Origin of the sequence: Methanosarcina hadiensis, from assembly GCF_046529725.1 — an archaeon.
Taxonomy (GTDB): domain Archaea; phylum Halobacteriota; class Methanosarcinia; order Methanosarcinales; family Methanosarcinaceae; genus Methanosarcina; species Methanosarcina hadiensis.
Map to the genome: position 1 here is coordinate 1,797,347 of NZ_CP136241.1, position 18,122 is coordinate 1,815,468.

Genomic DNA, 18,122 nt, shown 5'->3' on the forward strand with positions numbered 1-18,122 from the left:
CTTACAGGAGCCAGTGAAGATTGCTGAGAAGGTAATTTTCCGAGCTAAAACCGTTAAAATGCCTCCCGAATCAGGTAAATATATTTATTTTATATACTCATCTACGTAAGCAGGGGAATGAGTTGTCATCCAAAATACCTGTCGATATTAAAAGCGTATCTGAAGGAGATATTGATAAGGAGATCATCAGAGACGCTACGTTGCTGAGATTGATGTTATAAACCTGTACGAGCAGATGGCTGCCCTTACTAAAGATGATAATATAAGAAGAGTCCTCATGGATGTGGCAAAAGAAGAAAAAACACATATAGGGGAGTTTCAGGAGCTTTTGCTCAGATTTGATACCCAGCAAAAACAGGAACTTGAGGCAGGAAGTAAAGAGGCGGAGAAGGAGCTGTCCAAGTAAACAGCCCGAATATTTTGTGGAAGCCTCTGTTTCGCCTCAACACAATTTTAGCTTCGAACTCTCTCTGAATGATATATGATTCGATGATTTAAGATTTAATGACTTATTTAAGATTTAATGACTTATTTAAGATTTAATGACTTATTTAAGATTTAATGACTTATTTTACTTCTTTTACTTCCTTTTATTTTTTTATTCTACTTTTTTATTTTACTTCCCGTATTTTTACTTTCATTTATTGTTCCCTGAGATAAACTCTTCAATCATACGGTAAGCTTCGTCATCCGGATACTGTTCAGGCGGATGTTTCATAAAATATGCAGAAGGCTGATACAGGATTCCTCCCTTACCTCTGTCAAGCGCCAGTTTGCAGCATCGAATAGCATCGATTATAACGCCCGCAGAATTAGGAGAGTCCTCTACAGACAGCCGGAGCTCAAGGTTCATGGGAACATCTCCAAAGAGTTTTCCTTCCATCCTCAGGTAGCAGACCTTATTATCTTTTTGCCAGGGAACATAATCACTTGGACCCACATGAATATTTCCACTGTCAAGCCTTGCGGCAAGTGCTGACTGCACAGCTTCGGTTTTTGAGGTTTTTTTGGATGCAAGACGGCTTCTGTTCAGCATGTTAAGGAAATCAGTATTTCCGCCTGTATTCAGCTGGTAAGTCCTCTCCACTTTCACGCCGCGTTTTTTGAAAAGGTCGGCAAGAGTCCTGTGGATTATGGTTGCTCCGAGCTGGGACTTGATATCATCCCCTATGATAGGGAGTCTCTTTTCTTCAAAACGTTTTGCCCATACAGGGTCGCTCGCAATAAAAACAGGCATACTGTTAATGAAGGCGCAGCCGGCTTCAAGTGCACACTCCGCATAAAAACGGGCAGCCTCTTCTGAGCCTACAGGCATGTAATTTATAAGAATTTCGGCTCCCGAACCTTTAAGGATATTTACAATATCCTCTTTTGTTGCACCTTCCCCTTCCGCAGGCAGGAACCTGCAATCTTCAGGATAGTTGACAAGGTGTTCTGAGAAGCCGTCCAGAATCCTTCCCATTTTTACTTTAACGCCAGTTTTCGGTACATCAGGATAAAAAACAGTTGTACAGTTAGGAAGAGAAAATATTGCTTCTGAAATATCTTTTCCAACTTTCCTTATGTCAATGTCAAAAGCTGCTGCCACTTCAATATCAGACGGAAAATATCCCCCAAGGTTCAGATGCATAAGACCGATTGTCTCTGCATTCTCTTTTTTTTTATAATACTCAATTCCCTGCAGAAGTGAACTGGAACAGTTTCCAACTCCTGCAATGGCAATTTTTATCCTTTCTTTACCTGCCATTGGAGTCCCCCAAATAAGCTCAAAATAATACGAGATATGTTAATTCTCTTTTATCTGCAGTTCTCAAAGCCAATCTCCAGAGTATCCCCCATCCAGGACAAGGAATGAAAACTGTAATGCCTGATATTTTATGAAGAAAATACTATAAAAAAGGTTTTACAAAAAATATAGTTAATGTAATACTGTACCTCCGGATTTCCTGTGCGGTTTAAGCTATTCTATGTTGTTGTCCGGTTTTGATGCCTTTTACATCAGTTCACGTTCTTAACAGCAGACCTATCAGGATCCGGAATGAGCAGCTAGCGCCCCCGGGACCGGTAACTCTGCCAAATGTTTGAAATTAGCGGTTAATGCGAGGCGAGAGAGATACAAATGCAATAACAGGACACGCTAACCAGAAACGGTAATCAGATAACAGGTTTATGCGGGGTAAGTTCCCGGAGGTGTGGTGGATTCCGGGAACTTTGACTGCACCCACATTGGATTATATAAGAAACAGTATATATAATCTTTGTGAGGATTGACGAAGAGATACAGAATCATTTAAACAGTTTCTCAGGATTCATTTATACGAGCGCTTGATGCAATAATTAGATAAGTTAATAACTAGGTTTTTCTCTTCAATAATAAATTATCGCAACATAAAGGGCTGAAACTTATTTACCATGTTACTTCTTGCACAAAAACCAGTAACTTAATATAAATTGAAATAAACCAAAAGTGCAAAGGATGTTACTACCACATTGCGTTCAATATCAAGGAAAAGTTAACAGGAGCAATTAAAACGACACCTGCCGAAATACGAATGTCAGTAAATGCATTATTTTTTTCGTCCATATGTGTAATAATGTTGTTCATCGCCCACATTTTTTTTGCTTGGCAGAGTTCAAAATATCATCATGTGAATCCTTTCGTGAATACCTGGAAGATAATAAAGATAATTAAGACAATTAAGTGACAGAAACTCAGGTTACCAAAAACTGAGATAAAGACACCTTAATGAGGCCGTGTAAACTCTCAGCCCTGAACATTGAACTTTAGCTTTTTAAAAGAACGAAATTATCTCTTTTAGTACTCTCCACCTGAGAGATATCATCCTCACGCTCCTACTTTGTTTAGTATCAGTCGCTTTAGAGGAACACAGATAACTCAAAATATTGGTAGAAATTCTGGCAATTATTGGTTGAAATTCTACCAATTATTGGTTGAAACTCCGCAATTATTGGTTGAAACTCCAGCAATAAGTGAAATGCTTTTAACTTAATAACACTATTTATTTCATTTATTAGAAATAATATATGATGAGATCCAATTTTTCCCAAATTGGGATAATATATTAAAAATGATGTAAGAGGAGTATGGATGGCGGACACAATAAGAATTCTTGGAGCTCTAATTTTGCCTCTATTTTTGCATTATGTACAACAAAAAGTGAAAAATGAGAACCCAACTAAGAAACTGGCTGCTCATGAGCTTCAAAATTCATACTCTCTGTCTATCAGTGGGGAATTAAGTGATAAAATTCGGGATAGGTTTGGAGATCTAAAACTAATAAACCTGTTTGTATTAAAAATAAAAATTGAAAATTTAGGCTCTCCGGTTAAAAATACCGAACTCATAGAACCGATAGAATTATCGTTTGATAATGAATTCCTTGAATGTATTTGTATTGAGAAATCAAAAGGTGTAAACGTTACTTTAGATACCAGTCTCAATTACAGGACAGAATATTGCAGATTCGACTTAATGAATACAGGCGATTGGTTTATCCTTCAATTTGTTGGTTTACAAAAACTTTCTACTCCGGTAGTTAATTCAAGAATAGGAGGTTTACCTAAAGTAAACATTATCTCGGGTTCCAGTCTGGGTAAAATCCTTTCTTCTTCCAGAAGTAAAAGCTCATCTTCCGATGGGAGTAGAACAATTTCTAAAGCTTCGACTGATAAACAAATTTCTAAGCAAACTTCCAAACAAGCTTCCGGTAGGAGTAAAGACTTTCGTAAAGTCTTCGCCAATAAACAAAGGATTAAAGACATAGTAATATTGATGACTGTAGTTGTAATGCTTGTATACTTCTATTTATTATGGTGAAACCCTGGAACTAAACACCACAATAGCGAAAGTGGCTTTGATGCTTGTATACTTCTATTTATTATGGTGGGGTATGATGAGGAAAAAGGGACTTGTAAGGGGATACTTTATCGGTGCCTGAAGTAAGCGATGAAAATGAAGTTAAAGGATAAATGTTTAAAAAGTCTTATTCATTTCCGTTGATAAACAAAAACGGGGAATAGTAATTATTTCAGCACACTGGTAGCGTTTCATATTATTATATTTTACAGGACTTCCGGTATTCCATCGTTATTTTAGTATATTCTGCTCCCGAATTTCTAAAGCATAATCTGTCAATACGATCCCATACAATGACCCATAAAAATTTAGCATAAGAGAAAGGATAATTCACCCAAAAGACCAATTTCCTGAAAAGCGATAGACTTCCATAATCATCTACCCACATAGATTCGCTTAAAAATCCTCTCCAGACAGGGGATTTTTGCATGTGTTTCCTTCGCGTGAACATATGACCTATTATGAATAAAAAGGTACAAACAATTACAAATAGTCCCTTAGCCATATTTTTTACTCCCAATGACTTGACAAACTTAATAATAACAGGTTAACAGGAAAATGCGTAAAGCAATATATTTCTTATAGATCACATTTTAACCGAATGCAAACGAGTACCTTTTCAAAATTATACTTTCTTTCTTCCCATTTTCTTTCGCACATACCGTAAAACCCCATAAGAACAGCCCAATAAAAGCATAATCCTGACAGGTTTTTCGCCTGCTTTAAGGAGTTCTTCAATTTTTTCATGGTCGAATTTCGGTTTCTGCCCTCTCTTTTTTGGAGGAGACTGGTGACTCATTAAGATTTCACCTCTTCATACAATTTACTGCACTCTCAAGCCTGCGAGGAAGGGTCACTTTACAAATTTATATGTTCAACTGTAGCTGAAAAATTCTTTAGCTTCCGTAGACCTGACAGAAACCCAAGAAAGTTGAAAAAGTAACTTAGCAGTCCCATATCGTCCTTCTCCACAATAAGCATATTATAACAAAAATATAAAAGCCTTTCATATTAATTATTAATTTACACTATTAATAATTCGCATATTAACATCTCTAAAAGATTGTGTAAGAATATTTTGTTATTAATAATGACTTCCGTACTTTATTCTCTATTGTAAAAAACGGTTCTGGAGCAAAAAAAGAAGGATTCTGGAGCATTTCTGCTCTAGATTTCGAAAAGTCGATTTTTGAAACCTTGAGATTTAATCCAGGTTTATCCAGAGAACCAGAAGCAGGTGGATTCCAATAAATGCCGGCACAGAGTACCTGAAAAGGGGTTTTTGAGTTTTGTGCCTGAACTGTGTCATTCCGAGCCACGCGCCTATTGGTCCGAAAAGGGAAGCTATCAGCAAACTTTGTTCAGAAATACGCCATTTATCCTTTCTTGCTTTATATTTATCCATTCCATAGAGTGCAAAAGAAACTGCGTTAAAGGCTATATAAACGAGAGGAAAAAGAAAGTAAATAGGATCTGTCATAGGAAAGAATTATCCTTTATAATAATTAAAGGCTGTGATACTTGATACTTAATAGAAACCGTTCTATATTATCTTCCGTAAAATTTATACTATTTTATTTAGATTCTGGATAATTATATGTCTGCCACCGGCACTGTTGGAAGCGAGTTTTCAATTATATTTCCAGGCTGCGGAGAATTTTAGATGAAACCGCCATTCCCATGCAGGTATCCAGTGTTGCAGAAGACATTATTCCTATTACTTTTCCTCCCTGCACAATGGGAGAGCCACTATCCTCGGGCGCCGGCATGTCATGGCACTGGAAGCCCAGGAAAAGTAATGAAGCTCCGGAATTAGCCACTCTGCAATAATGGATAATGCGGTTATCGTTGACAAGCTTGGCCAGTTCCAGTTCAGCCGGGGTGCCAAATTCCGTAATTTCAGCCTCAATACCTGGAGGAAGCTCTATAAGAGCTAATTTATGCTCCTTTAGAACTTGCGTAACGGCAAGTCTCTTTCCATTAACCTTCAGGCGGTCTCCTTTTCCCTGAAATATATTGGAAACCGTGACCGCGTAAAATACTCCTTTGAGCGGAATGATAGCGCCGATAGTACCGCGTTTCCCATTGTGGAAAAAAGAGCTTCCTGCTTTTATCATAAGGTTTCGCCAGCCTGCAGGTTTCGCCTGATTATGGTTATCGTATTTTCGGGATTATATAAAATTAGGCTTCAATTATATTTAGCTTCACATATAAAAGGAGAATTTTTAACTGAGGATATTCTATCACCAGATCTTTTGTCATTCAGATCTTTTGTCACTCAGATGCTTTATCACTCGTTTTATCACTCGGATTCTCTAAAGCTTCCCCTTAATCCTGGAATTATTCTGTGAACTTTTTTCTGGTACTCCCGATATTCGTCGCCGAACTGAGCTACCAGCCTTGTCTCCCAGTGCAGGGACCCAAGAAACAGATAGACAGTGGTCAAAAGGTATACGATAAGCATATTTACGGTCATGAAAGGAGTGAGCCAGATTCCGATAAGCCCTGAGAGCAGGAAGGGATCCCTTACCCACCTGTAGATGCCCCTGATCTTCAGGGTATCTGTTTCTGAAGCCTGCGGGCCTGAAAGCTGCGAGCCTATCTTGAACCTGTGAGGGGCGTCACGGAAAGCCAGAGGGGCAAGAATTCCGGCAATTAACTGTCCTCCAACCATGAGCCAGCGCCAGGGAGAAGGTATTTTGTAGAGAACCCGCCCCGGATTTTTGTAGAGCAGATAGCCGAGCGGCAATAGAGTCAAAACTGAAGTAAGGCTGTATACCGGCAGATAGAGCTTTTCTGCTTTTGGACCAGCAACTCTCATGACCAGGCGTTTGAAGGGCAGGCTCGCAGTGAGGCTATGAATAGCTGCAAATGCGACCAGGGAAAAAACAGGTGTAATTTTAGAAGAAACCAATTCCAGCAGTCCCCTATATTTTATTTAAATAGCTAATATCTCTACACCAGTATGAAAAGCTTACTTATTGAGTAAAAAATGTTAGAAGTCAAAGAATTTTGTGGACGCAAATTGATATTATCGATACGGGAATTGATATTACCGATACGGGAATTGATATTACCGATAAGGAAATCGATGTTACCGGTATGGGAATTGATATTATTGATAATTGATGCGGAAAAGAATTTACCTGGACTCTGAAATTTTATAAATCGGAATATTCAAAATGTAAAAATTCCAGGGATAAACTTCCCAATTCAAATTTTTATCCCGCAGTAGTAGCAATAGCCTTTATGAACACAGATTGTGCCGCCGCATTCGGTGCACGTCCATCTTATTTTTTCATTTCTTAGAAATTCTTCCATGCCAAGCCTTTTAATGTTTTCAAGGTTTTCAATCATACTCATGCTGTACCTGGTACGATACCTTTTGTCCAGATTTTTTAAGTTCTTGCAGGGAAAATTTCCACATTCAATACAGAAGGTTAATTTATTTTCTGTTAAAATCTCACATGTTTTGATTTTGCATATTACTCGAGTAACAGGTTTATTAGCCTCAATTCTACAGCCCGGGCATTTATTTTTCTTCCTTAAATAAGCCGCGCAAATGCAGCAATTCATTCCGCAGGGAGCAATGAGTGGAGCTTCGTCCAATAGTATCGTACTCCTTACTTATGTGTATATTTAGATAGGAATGCCAGAAGGTTTAAAAACGCGCAGACAACAACGTGAATTCCTTTAAATTGTTACCCACCAAATTTCCTTCCCTTCACTTCCAAACAGTTTACTCAACAATCTTTATATGTAAAAGGATCACAGTACAGAAGGATTTTTCCAAATATTTTATATTACTCATAGGATTATTTAATATAGCATGACATGTAGAGACATGGCATTGATGCATTAAATTTATAATCTGAGTATGGTGTTACAAATTAAAAGAAGGTTCTTTTGATGAAATACTGGCAGCCGAAATACGAAACAATGAACCCCGAAGAACTGAAGAGGCTTCAGCTAAAACGCCTGCAAAACAGTGTAAAGCTTGTCTATGATAACGTTCCTTTCTACAGGCAGAGATTTAAAGAAGCGGGAGTTTCTCCTGACGACATAAAAACCCTGGAAGACGTCCGAAAACTGCCTTTCACCCGCAAAACAGACCTTCGGGACAATTATCCTTTCGGCCTTTTTGCCGCAAAAAAAGAAGATATCGTGAGAATCCACGCCTCCTCAGGGACAAGCGGAAAACCGACAGTTGTCGGTTATACTGCGAAGGACATAGAGACATGGTCGGATATGATTGCCCGCAGCCTTACAATGATAGGCCTCTCAAAAGATGACACAGTCCAGAACTCCATGAATTACGGCCTCTTTACAGGCGGGCTCGGCTTCCATTACGGCGTTGAAAGGATGGGAGCAATGATTGTGCCGGCAGCGACAGGAAACACTGCCAGGCAGCTAGAAATGATGATCGACTTCGGAGTGACCGCAGTCCACTGTACCCCTTCCTATGCTTTCTACCTCGCAGAAACCGCAGAAGAACTTGACCTTGTAGACAAACTCTCCTTAAAAGCAGCAATCTTCGGCGGCGAACCCTGGTCGGAAAACACCCGAAAACAGCTTGAGAAAAGGCTCAACCTCAAAGCCTACGACTGCTATGGATTATCCGAAATGTTCGGGCCCGGAGTAGGTTTCGAATGCCAGGAGCAGAACGGCCTGCATATCTGGAGCGACAACTTCCTCGTAGAAGTCCTTGATGAAAACGGAGAACAGGTCTCTGAAGGCGAAAAAGGAGAACTTGTCATCACCTCCATCAACAAAGAAGGCTTCTGCAACATCAGATACCGCACAGGCGACATGACAAGGCTTCTCGAGTCCGAATGCGACTGCGGCAGGACAACAACAAGGATTTCTCGCCTGCTTGGCAGAGCCGATGATATGCTTATAGTAAGAGGCATCAATGTTTTCCCATCACAAATCCAGGACGTAATCTCAAGGATCCCGCAGGTCGGCGAACACTTCCAGCTTATCCTGGACCGCAACAAACATATGCTCGACGAACTCACGGTCGAAGTCGAACTGGAAGACAATGCCTTCACAGGCGAACTCAAAGACTTAAAAGCCGTTCAGGACCACGTCCAGCATGAACTCAAAGCCGTCCTGAATATCCGCACAAATGTCGAACTGCTGGAGAAAGGCAGCATAGAGCGGACCGCAGGAAAGGCAAAGAGAATCATTGACAGGCGGCCTCAGCTCTGAACTCTGCACAGTTTGGAGTCATTGTTTAATATCTTAAATGTCGGAGAATTTTATTCTCTGATTCCTTCAACTTTTTTTCTTCCGTTAAGCAATGTATCGTTTCTTTTTTCAAACAGCAACAGTTTTGAATCACTGATTTCTAGAACCAGACACCACAAAGTATGCGATGAAGCTAAAAATCCCTGACTACAAAATGGAAATCTAAAAATAGTAAAACATAAAAAATGAAAAACGTTTTTGGAGGTAACATATCTCAGCCAGAGCTTGAATTTACCTCAATCTCCATTTTACATTTACTTTAACTCTTTGGGTCGAACTTTATAGCCCGATCGTATATTATCTCTGAGTAAGATGGCCCGGTCTTTGTTGCGTTTTCCAGGTAAACTCTAAAACCAATGAAAAGTGGCTGATCGAATTCAATGCCGTGTCCTCCCACACCGTAGGGAACTTCGTAGCAGTATTGATCGCCTTCGCTGCAGTTCCTGGAGAGCTTGTAAACATACAGATATTTCGCATTGGGATTGTTGGGAAGGTATTCTTCAGCAGATCCGTTGAAATCTGCATCTGTGATTGCTCTAACGCCATTCCATACATCCGCTCCATATACTGCAAAGTTAGAGTATGTCGCCTTTCCTGAAGCTACATGATTAACCCCATAGACGATTATGAATTCATCGGTATCATTACCTAAAGTAATTGCCGGGTCTCGCAGGAAAGGATAGTACTCCGATGTGTTATAGAGGAAAGGTGTTGGCGAGGAGACTGTCTGGTTTGCTGTCCATAGATAGCATGCATTGTTGTTAGGAGCTAGGATATTAATTCCTCTCTGGATACCATCATTACCATCTGGAACCCACATACTGGTCGGAAGCTCTGTAGCATTCGATTCGTTATACTTCTCGAGAATTACAGTCCTTAGCTCCTCAAGATCATCCATAAGGTCAAACTCTGTCTGCCCGGTTCCGCGGACTCTTTGTTCTGGAACATCATACGGATCCAGTTCCGTAGTGTTGTTGGGAGTAATCCTGAAAATAGTCGCAGGTGTATTGTTTATGTAATTGTCGCCAGCCTGCGTGTCATTGAACAGGGCTGGACGAATAAACATCATAAAAGTATCGGAATTATTTTCTAAGCCTATATTCAATCTGGTTGACGGAATCACCAAGGTATTAATTATATCGTCTGAATATCCTGCTGATTGGGCTGCAGCCCGGATACGTTGATCAATGCCTTTATCCGCCGTAGTGACAACCACAGTAGTTTGATTGAAAGGATTTCCGGACGATCCATTTGGCGTCCCCTCTGTTTTGATCACTGCCAGATTCAGAGGATCGCCCAGGTTGGCCCATATCCATTTTGTCTCATTTCCATATGTGTGGGTAGATAAGTAAACATCAAAATTGTAGTATCTGCATTCAGGTGGGGTTCTTCCCACGAAAACGAGAGCTTCGTCAGGACGAAGATTCCAGAATGGACTGGAGTTTCCGCTTCTTCCAAGAATTCTAGCCTGTTCGACTAGCGCTTCATCTACATTATAACCGGGTGCTGGCGGCACAAAATATCCAAGGTATTTCGTGGTGGGATTGTTTCCATATGCAGAGGGCAACGCCTCTGAGTCTAGTAACGTGATTGTATCAAAAAACCCCAGTTCACCTTTCTGTACGGTAAATCCGTCCTGTTCTAAAGCCTGTTGAAAAGCTTCTGTGTCATTTGCCTCTGTGCCTTTTATTTCCATATCCTGTGCAAGGGCAGTTCCTGTAAATACCGTGAACAAAAAGGCAAGTAGTATAACTACTAGATAATTTTTCATGTACTATTCCCCCTATCATCCATATCTATTCTTGCAAAAGATTACACATCAAGAGGAGAATTACGCTTAAAAAAGGAAGTATAATTTGATATCTTCTAAGGTAGTATGTTTTTAATTCTTCCTAAAAATTAAGTGTAAACCATTGCAATCGATACTATAATTATAATTAAATATATTAGAAACCTTGGTGAAACGTTAACTAAATTTATATAGTCCATCTGTTAACTGTCCACAAGATTCGACATCCTGATCCTGTTTTGACCTGTCCCTGCTTTGTTAAAATAATACTCTAGAAGTGCACAAAATATCTAGCAGAATTTAAAGTCACATTTTCTATGTTGTATTTCATAGCCAGTTGTAAATACTGATTTCTAAGAACCAGGGAAATTCAACGCTCGACGGAGGAGAGCGGCCTTTCCGTAAAAGCTGTAAAAAAGATGGATTTCCTGAATTTAATTAGAAGAGCCCAAAAACCAGTTAAAACCTGAAAATTATTCATTTAATATTCTAAATAACCAATAATAAAATGAGCAATTTCTGAGTTTTGGGATTAGCTCAATAAAATAAGGCTCTGGCTTTATAGCCAAAAAATAAGGAATGTGTTGAAGTAACACATTCAGCCGGAGATAGAATTTCTTAACAAAGCTTGGACTTACTTAACATCAGGAGCTCATGTTACCAGAATCATTTGCGTCGAACTTTATAGCCCTATCGTACACGATCTCTGAGTAAGCTGGCCCGGTTTTTGTAGCGTTTTCCATATAAAGTCTCCAGGCGATAAAAAGAGGCTGATCCATTTCTATGCCATAAGCTCCCTGACCATAAGGAACTTCGTAGCAGTATTGATCATCCTCACTGCAGTTTCTGGCGAGTTTGTAAACATAGAGGTATTTCGCATTGGGATTGCCAGGGAGGTATTCCTCAGCAGACCCGCTGAAATCTGCATCTGTGATTGCTCTGACACCGTTCCATGCATCTGCTCCGTATATTACGAAGTTTGAGTACGTCGCCTTTCCTGTGGCTGCATGGTTGACCCCATAGACGATTATGAATTCATCGGAATCATTGCCCAGAGTAATCTCCGGGTCGCGCAGGAATGGATAGTATTCCGAAGTGTCAAAGAAAGGAGGTGTCGGCGAAAAGATAGTCTGGTTTGCTGTCCAGAGATAAGCTGCATCGTTAGCTGGACCCAGGACATTTATTCCTCTCTGGATAGCATCAGTCCCTATAGGAACTGTCTGACTGGTCGGAAGCTCTGTTGCATTTGATTCGCTGTATTTTTCGAGAATTGCAGTCCTTAGCTTTTCGAGATCATCCATAAGGTCAAATTCTGTTTGCCCGGTTCCACGAACCCTTAGCTCCGGATAATCATATGGATCCAGTTCTGTTGTGTTGTTGGGAGTAATACGAAAAACAGTACCGGTTGTATTATTGATGTAATTTTCACCAGCCTGCGTGTCATTGAACAGAGCCGGGCGGATAAATGAGGCAAATGTATCCGAATCATTCTCCACGCCCAGGTTCAGTATGACAGAGGGCAGCACCTGAGTGTTAATTGTATTGTTTGAGTATCCTGCAGACTCGGCAGCATCCCGGATGCGCTGGTCAATGCCTCTGTCAGCAGTAACGATTATTATTGTAGTCTGGTTGAAAGGATTTCCGGGCTGGCCATCAGGAGTACCTTCGGTTTTGATAACCAGGTTGTTTAATGTATCTGCTAAAGTAGCAAAGATCCACCTCCTCTCGTTCCCAATTGTCCTGTGTATCACAAAATTTTCGTAGCTGAAGTACCTGCATTCAGGCGGTGTCCTTCCCACGAAAACAACAGCTTCATCAGGACCAAGGTTCCAGAAAGGAGTTGTATTCTCGCTTACTCCAAGCGTACTGGTTATTTGATTAATTCCTTCTTCCACTTCATAACCAGGCGCCGGTGGAACAAAATATATCACATATTTTGTGGTAGGATTATTTCCGTATGCAGAAGGCAATACTCCTTCCTCCAGTAACCTGAGTAAATCAAAGTAAGCCAGCTCACCCTCCTGTACTGTGAATCCATCCTGTTCTAAAGCCTGTTGAAAATCTTCTGTGTCAATCGCTTCTGTGTCGTTTGCCTCTGTATCATTTGTTTCCATATCCTGTGCGAGGGCAGTTCCTGTCGACGTTGCGAACAAAACGGCAAGTAGTATAACTACTAGATAATTTTTCATATACCATATCCCCCTGTCAGTTAATTCATTTTCGAAAAATTACGCAAAAAGAAGAATTACACTTAAAAAGGAAAATATCTCTTTGAGATCTCTAGAGCAGTACGTTTTTAATCCTGCCTAAAAAGTTAAGTGTAAATCTTTGCGATCGATACTATAATTATAATTAAATATATTAGAAATTTTGGTGGAACATAAACTAAATTTAGATGGTAAATTTGTTAACAGTCTACATGATTCTTTATACAATGAGGATTTTGGGCTCTGAAGTGGTGGATCGCCTGATGTTCAACTTTTTTGATCAAAGTAAAAAATCTTTTATTTCAAAGCCGGAATTCTGTGGTAAGGTTTTTCTTAAATTTCCCAGCTATGTATAAAGAATTTATATTAGGCATAAAGATTGGAATTTTCGGTTTATCATCTGTAACGTTGTAAAGAAAAAAACTTATCTTACCTTAAAACAATATTAGTAAATTAATAGTGTATTCTGAACGATTTGACTGTGAATAGGGAGTCACAGAAAAAAAAGGAGATCAATGAACACGTGTGAATGGCACACATGGAATTTTTAACTTCTATAAGGGGGGTAAGTATGAAAGGAGATAAGGATAAGTCTGTAAATTTCGTGTTAGCAGATAATGGTATACAAGAAAGCAAAAAAGCAGTCGAAATCTGCAAGTTAGAGATTAAAAGTTCCAGAATAAGTGGTGATAGAAAGAAAAAAGGATACAGCCCTGGAAATCCATATCCTGCTTATGGTCGTCTCGAAGAAACAGGAAAACCAGAAACAGGAAAATTTATTGAGCACTCCAGAAAGGCACTGGAGGTATCCTGCAAGAAAAGGAATAAAGAGAGTGAAGAGGCCGTCAAAGAGGATTTTGGAACAGGATACGACCTGATTGGGGAAACAGACAGAGAGATCGAATTCCATGGATCTGTAAATAAAATTCCTGTAGAAACTGCTGATACGAAGGTAGAAAGAAACCGTATCGGGAACCTGGGGAACCTGTTTCATAAAATGGGGGATATAAGAAAAGCAATTCAATGCTATGATCAGGCCCTTAAAATATCCAGGGAAATCGGTGATAGGCGCGGAGAAGCAGATACTCTCGGAAACCTCGTACTCGCGTATAATTCCCTCGGAGAAATAAAAAAAGTAGCAGAATATAGTGAGCAAGAACTTGAGGTTTTAAGAGAGATGGGTGAAAAGAGGAAAGAAGGACTAACTCTTGAAAGATTAGGCCTGATACACGGTTTTTTAGAAGAAGTAAGAAAAGCTATCAGATACCACGAGCAGGCACTTGTAATTTTCAGGGAGACCGGTGAGAAAAAAAGAGAAGCAGCTACCTTCGGTAATTTAGGGAACATGTATTTTCATCAGGGAAGAGTAAGCAAATCGATTGAATGTTACCTGAAGGCGCTTCACCTGTTCGAACATACAGGCAACATAAGCGCAGCAGGGTCGGCTTCTTTAAGTCTGGGAATAAAATACAGCAGTCTGGGTAAAATGGAAGAAGCTATTGAACATTATAATTATGCTCTAAAAGCATTCAGGAGAACCGGAAACACTCGGGATGAAATAGCTGTTTTCACAAAACTGGGATTTACGTATCATGCTCTGGGTAAGGTAAGGAAAGGAATCGAGTCATACGAGCAGGCGCTTGAGATTTCAAGAAAAATTGCTGATAAAGAAGAAGGAAGCATTCTGGAGCATTTAGGTCGCTCATATATTAGCTTAAATAAACCTAAAACAGCAGGCCGATATTTTGAACAGGCGTTCAAGGTTTTCGTAGAGATAGGAACCAGAGAGAAGGAAGTAAACCCGCTACGAAGCTAATCAGGGAATTTATTCTCTGATTTTTCCATAATCTTTTACATTGTTAAAAGAATTGTATCCTTTTTTCAAGAAGAACAGCTGGTTTGAAATACTAATTTTCGGACCTCAGGCAACCTCACGCTCGACGCAGGAGAGCGGCCTTTCACGCGAAATATGCGCAGAAGCTGAAATTTCTGAATTTTAGTAAATAAGTCCTGAAAAAGCTAGAGTCTGAACATTTTTCCTTTTTATTGCTCTAAATAACAAAACTTATTTTCCAACACCTCCAATGTCAAAAAGATCTTGGAGGAGTTTTATGGATCTGGCAGCTCTCGCCCAGCAAACCACAGATATTCTCGTTCCCGCTTTATCTGCCCTGTGTATTGCAGGAAAACCTGTAGCAGATAAAGGAAAAGAAGTCCTTGTAGACATGATATACGAAAAAACATTTGAGAAAATAGGTTCTACGGGTGTGAAAAGAGCAAGAGCCCTACTGGAAAAAATGAGCCCTAAAATGAGCGAATCTCTCGAAAAAGCACTCATAAATACTTCCGAGAACTCCAAGGACCCAAAAGCAAAGGAAGATCTTCAACAGGAAATCTTGAAACTACTGAGAGAAAATCCAGATATTGCAAGGAAAATAGAGCTTATTATAAATCTCAACGTAGAGAACGTTGATCAACTTGCAGTAGGAAATTACAACAATTTCTTCAATTTAGAAACACCTTCAGGTGACGAATTCATTCAAATCATAGAATATCTGGCTCAAAGAAGGAAAGAAGAGAAAAATAAGAAAGTAATGAGCCGTTATAATCCTTCCGTACTTCCTTATTATCCTGAAAAGCTGAAACAATTCGTTACCGAAAACCGAGCTGACGAGTTAAGAAAAGCCCTCATATACCTTGAAAACCACAGAATTTTACTACTCAGCGGAGTCGGCGGCGTTGGCAAGTCAACTCTTGCAAGAGCTCTTATAGACCTTAGACCTGTAGACGTTCCCGAACCATTCTGGTTTGACTTTAACAAAAATCAGAGCGTAAAATTGGGCGACATCCTTGAAAAGCTGGCTTCCTATCTGAAAGCACCAGAAATCATATCTTTTAAAGACGAAAGGAGAGAAGCCGGAAAACTCGACGTGGATAAACTCACCGGCGAACTTCATAGAAGAAACCGAATCTGGCTTATTTTCGATGATTTGAGCACCATTCTTGAGGACCAACATTTTGCAGACATAGAAATCGAACTTCTCTTTTCATCCCTGCGATACAATACCCATAATGCAAAAGTTATCATAACAAGCCGGATTCTGCCCATTTTTGAAAACGGGGAAAGCCTTCTAGATGTAGTTGAGAATGAGGAAAAGCAGCACCTCAACGGTTTAAGAAAAGACTTTGCAATTGACTATCTTGCCAGCAATGGACTTGACAAAGTGGAACCAAAAAAGCTGGAGGAACTGGCAACAGGTGTTGACGGCCATCCCCTTGCCCTAAAGTTACTCATAGAACTGGTAAAGGAATTTGGCGTCAAGGATACCCTTGAAGACCTGAGTATGTATCAGGAACAAAAAGAGAATACTATAATAAAGGCAAGAAAACTATTCGACAAACTGGCAGGCGAAGAAAAAGGACTTCTTGAACGCATCTCGGTTTATCGTGAGCCTATAGATATAAAAGGGCTTAAGGAGATGTTTACAGAAAACACTCCAAAAAACTCTGTTAAAAAACTAATCGACAAATCCCTTCTCGAAACCGACCATAATGGAAAATACTGGCTCCATCCCTTAGTTAGGGAATTTTCCTACGAGGATTTGAAAAACAAGAAAGAGACTCATATTCTTGCAGTAAAATATTATCTTTTATTCTCACTACCAAAAAATCCAACCAATAAAGAACACCTTCGGTCAGCAACAGAAGCTCATTACCACGCCTGCAAAGCAGAAGAGTACGATCTGGCAGCAAATATCATATGGATGTACAAACTCCCCGATCTCTTAGACCTATGGGGAAATTCAAGAACCCTGATCGAAATTTACGAGAAATTATTACCAAAAGACCACTTCAAAGACGAAACGCTTCTCAAAAATAGATCGATTCATGGATATATTCTTGGAAACCTGGGGCATGCACACAGTAATTTAGGAGAGCCGAGAAAAGCAATTAAATATTACGAACAGGCACTGAAGTTTGTGAGAGAAGCGGGAGAGAGACGTGAAGAAGGCGCAGCCCTTGGAAATATAGGGAATGAATACTGTTATCTGGGCGAGCCAAAAAGAGCCATTGAATATTATGAACAAGCTTTAAAAATATTAAGAGAAACGGGAGATCGGCGAGCAGAAGGAAATTTGCTTGGAAATTTGGGGAACGCGCATAGCGATTTAAGAGACTCAAGAAAAGCAATTGAGTATTATGAACAAGCTCTTAGAATTGCGAGAGAAACAGGGGACAGACGCGCAGAAGGGTATCTACTTGGAAATTTAGGGAACGCATATAACGGTCTAGGAGAGACTAGAACAGCAATTGGATATTTTGAACAGGCAATTGGTATTTTGAGAGAAATGGGAGCTAGACACGGAGTGGAAAATCATCTTGGAAATTTGGGGAACGCCTACCGTCGTCTGGGTAAGCTCAGAAAAGCAATTGAATGTTATGAGAAAGCACTGAATATTTCAAGAGAAATTGGAGATCAGCGTGGAGAAGGTAATCACCTTGGAAGATTGGGAGTAGTATACAGTGATTTGGGCGAACCAAGAAAAGCAATTGAGTTTTTGAAGCAATCCTTATCTATAGGAAAAGAAATTGAAGACCCGAAAATAATTAGACATTGCGAGCAGAATTTGAAGAAACTTGAGGAAATTAATGAATGATTTTTATCTTCTTTTTATTCATGGGAAAAGCTGTTTGCTCCGCAAACGTAATGTTGCCGGGGAAAGATGCGGATTGGGAACCCAGACATAAATTAGAAAGTAAATGAATAGTGACTTTCAACGCAAGCTATTATAATCAAAGAAATTTGCACTTCAAGCCCGATAACCTGCAAAATGATTTGAAAGCCACAATTGAATCCAATGAAAATCTCCGTAACAACCCGGAAGTAGAATCAAAACTCACAGAACCAATAAGCTATTAAATAATCAACCCCAAACCCTACCTGCAGTTTTTTCCTAACTTAAATTTCTTAACAATCATATTTTTGCTCAGCCAGTAA

14 protein-coding genes and 1 pseudogene are annotated in these 18,122 nt (G+C 39.7%); 5 read left to right on the top strand and 10 right to left on the bottom strand.

The window, feature by feature from the left end; all coding sequences use genetic code 11:
- Positions 1-235 precede the first annotated feature (235 nt).
- A complete protein-coding gene (locus RSJ42_RS07665) occupies positions 236-406 on the top strand; it encodes a hypothetical protein (protein ID WP_410509982.1) in 171 nt (56 codons plus the stop codon).
- 231 nt (positions 407-637) lie between these two features.
- Here the strand turns inward: RSJ42_RS07665 and RSJ42_RS07670 are convergent, their stop codons facing one another.
- The gene (locus tag RSJ42_RS07670; protein WP_410509983.1) at positions 638-1,747 is read right to left on the bottom strand and encodes an inositol-3-phosphate synthase; all 1,110 of its coding nucleotides are present in this window, start codon (positions 1,745-1,747) and stop codon (positions 638-640) included.
- A gap of 1,362 nt (positions 1,748-3,109) precedes the next feature.
- Here RSJ42_RS07670 and RSJ42_RS07675 point away from each other — a divergent pair.
- Positions 3,110-3,838, top strand: a complete 729-nt coding sequence (locus RSJ42_RS07675) for a hypothetical protein (protein ID WP_410509984.1) — start codon at positions 3,110-3,112, stop codon at positions 3,836-3,838.
- A gap of 664 nt (positions 3,839-4,502) precedes the next feature.
- On the opposite strand, the gene RSJ42_RS07680 is transcribed toward RSJ42_RS07675, so the two are convergent.
- The 6 genes and pseudogenes from RSJ42_RS07680 to RSJ42_RS07705 all read right to left on the bottom strand — a co-directional run.
- On the bottom strand, positions 4,503-4,676 hold the full coding sequence (locus RSJ42_RS07680; protein WP_410509985.1) for a hypothetical protein: 174 nt from the start codon (positions 4,674-4,676) through the stop codon (positions 4,503-4,505).
- Between the two features lie 405 nt (positions 4,677-5,081).
- Entirely contained in the window at positions 5,082-5,357 is a 276-nt protein-coding gene (locus RSJ42_RS07685) for a DUF1294 domain-containing protein (RefSeq protein ID WP_410509986.1), read from the bottom strand.
- A gap of 154 nt (positions 5,358-5,511) precedes the next feature.
- Positions 5,512-5,994: a serine protease gene (locus RSJ42_RS07690; RefSeq protein ID WP_410509987.1), complete on the bottom strand. Its 483-nt coding sequence runs from the start codon at positions 5,992-5,994 to the stop codon at positions 5,512-5,514.
- Between the two features lie 185 nt (positions 5,995-6,179).
- Complete coding sequence (locus tag RSJ42_RS07695) at positions 6,180-6,791, bottom strand: methyltransferase family protein (RefSeq protein ID WP_410509988.1); 612 nt, start codon at positions 6,789-6,791, stop codon at positions 6,180-6,182.
- Between the two features lie 299 nt (positions 6,792-7,090).
- Positions 7,091-7,240: a hypothetical protein gene (locus RSJ42_RS07700; RefSeq protein WP_410510436.1), complete on the bottom strand. Its 150-nt coding sequence runs from the start codon at positions 7,238-7,240 to the stop codon at positions 7,091-7,093.
- Positions 7,241-7,333: 93 nt separating this feature from the next.
- Positions 7,334-7,453: pseudogene (locus RSJ42_RS07705) on the bottom strand (DUF3795 domain-containing protein); the annotation flags it as partial.
- A gap of 333 nt (positions 7,454-7,786) precedes the next feature.
- Here RSJ42_RS07705 and RSJ42_RS07710 point away from each other — a divergent pair.
- The gene (locus RSJ42_RS07710) at positions 7,787-9,088 is read left to right on the top strand and encodes a phenylacetate--CoA ligase family protein (RefSeq protein ID WP_410509989.1); all 1,302 of its coding nucleotides are present in this window, start codon (positions 7,787-7,789) and stop codon (positions 9,086-9,088) included.
- A gap of 298 nt (positions 9,089-9,386) precedes the next feature.
- Here the strand turns inward: RSJ42_RS07710 and RSJ42_RS07715 are convergent, their stop codons facing one another.
- Complete coding sequence (locus RSJ42_RS07715; protein ID WP_410509990.1) at positions 9,387-10,643, bottom strand: hypothetical protein; 1,257 nt, start codon at positions 10,641-10,643, stop codon at positions 9,387-9,389.
- Positions 10,644-11,560: 917 nt separating this feature from the next.
- Entirely contained in the window at positions 11,561-13,030 is a 1,470-nt protein-coding gene (locus tag RSJ42_RS07720; RefSeq protein WP_410510338.1) for a hypothetical protein, read from the bottom strand.
- A gap of 664 nt (positions 13,031-13,694) precedes the next feature.
- Here RSJ42_RS07720 and RSJ42_RS07725 point away from each other — a divergent pair.
- Complete coding sequence (locus RSJ42_RS07725; RefSeq protein WP_410509991.1) at positions 13,695-14,939, top strand: tetratricopeptide repeat protein; 1,245 nt, start codon at positions 13,695-13,697, stop codon at positions 14,937-14,939.
- Between the two features lie 249 nt (positions 14,940-15,188).
- On the opposite strand, the gene RSJ42_RS07730 is transcribed toward RSJ42_RS07725, so the two are convergent.
- Positions 15,189-15,350 (bottom strand): hypothetical protein, encoded by a 162-nt coding sequence (locus RSJ42_RS07730; RefSeq protein ID WP_410509992.1) that lies wholly within the window; start codon positions 15,348-15,350, stop codon positions 15,189-15,191.
- On the opposite strand from RSJ42_RS07730, the gene RSJ42_RS07735 reads away from it, so the two are divergent.
- Complete coding sequence (locus tag RSJ42_RS07735; protein ID WP_410509993.1) at positions 15,349-17,781, top strand: tetratricopeptide repeat protein; 2,433 nt, start codon at positions 15,349-15,351, stop codon at positions 17,779-17,781. The two genes, RSJ42_RS07730 and RSJ42_RS07735, sit on opposite strands and share 2 nt — an antisense overlap.
- Positions 17,782-18,122: the final 341 nt, after the last annotated feature.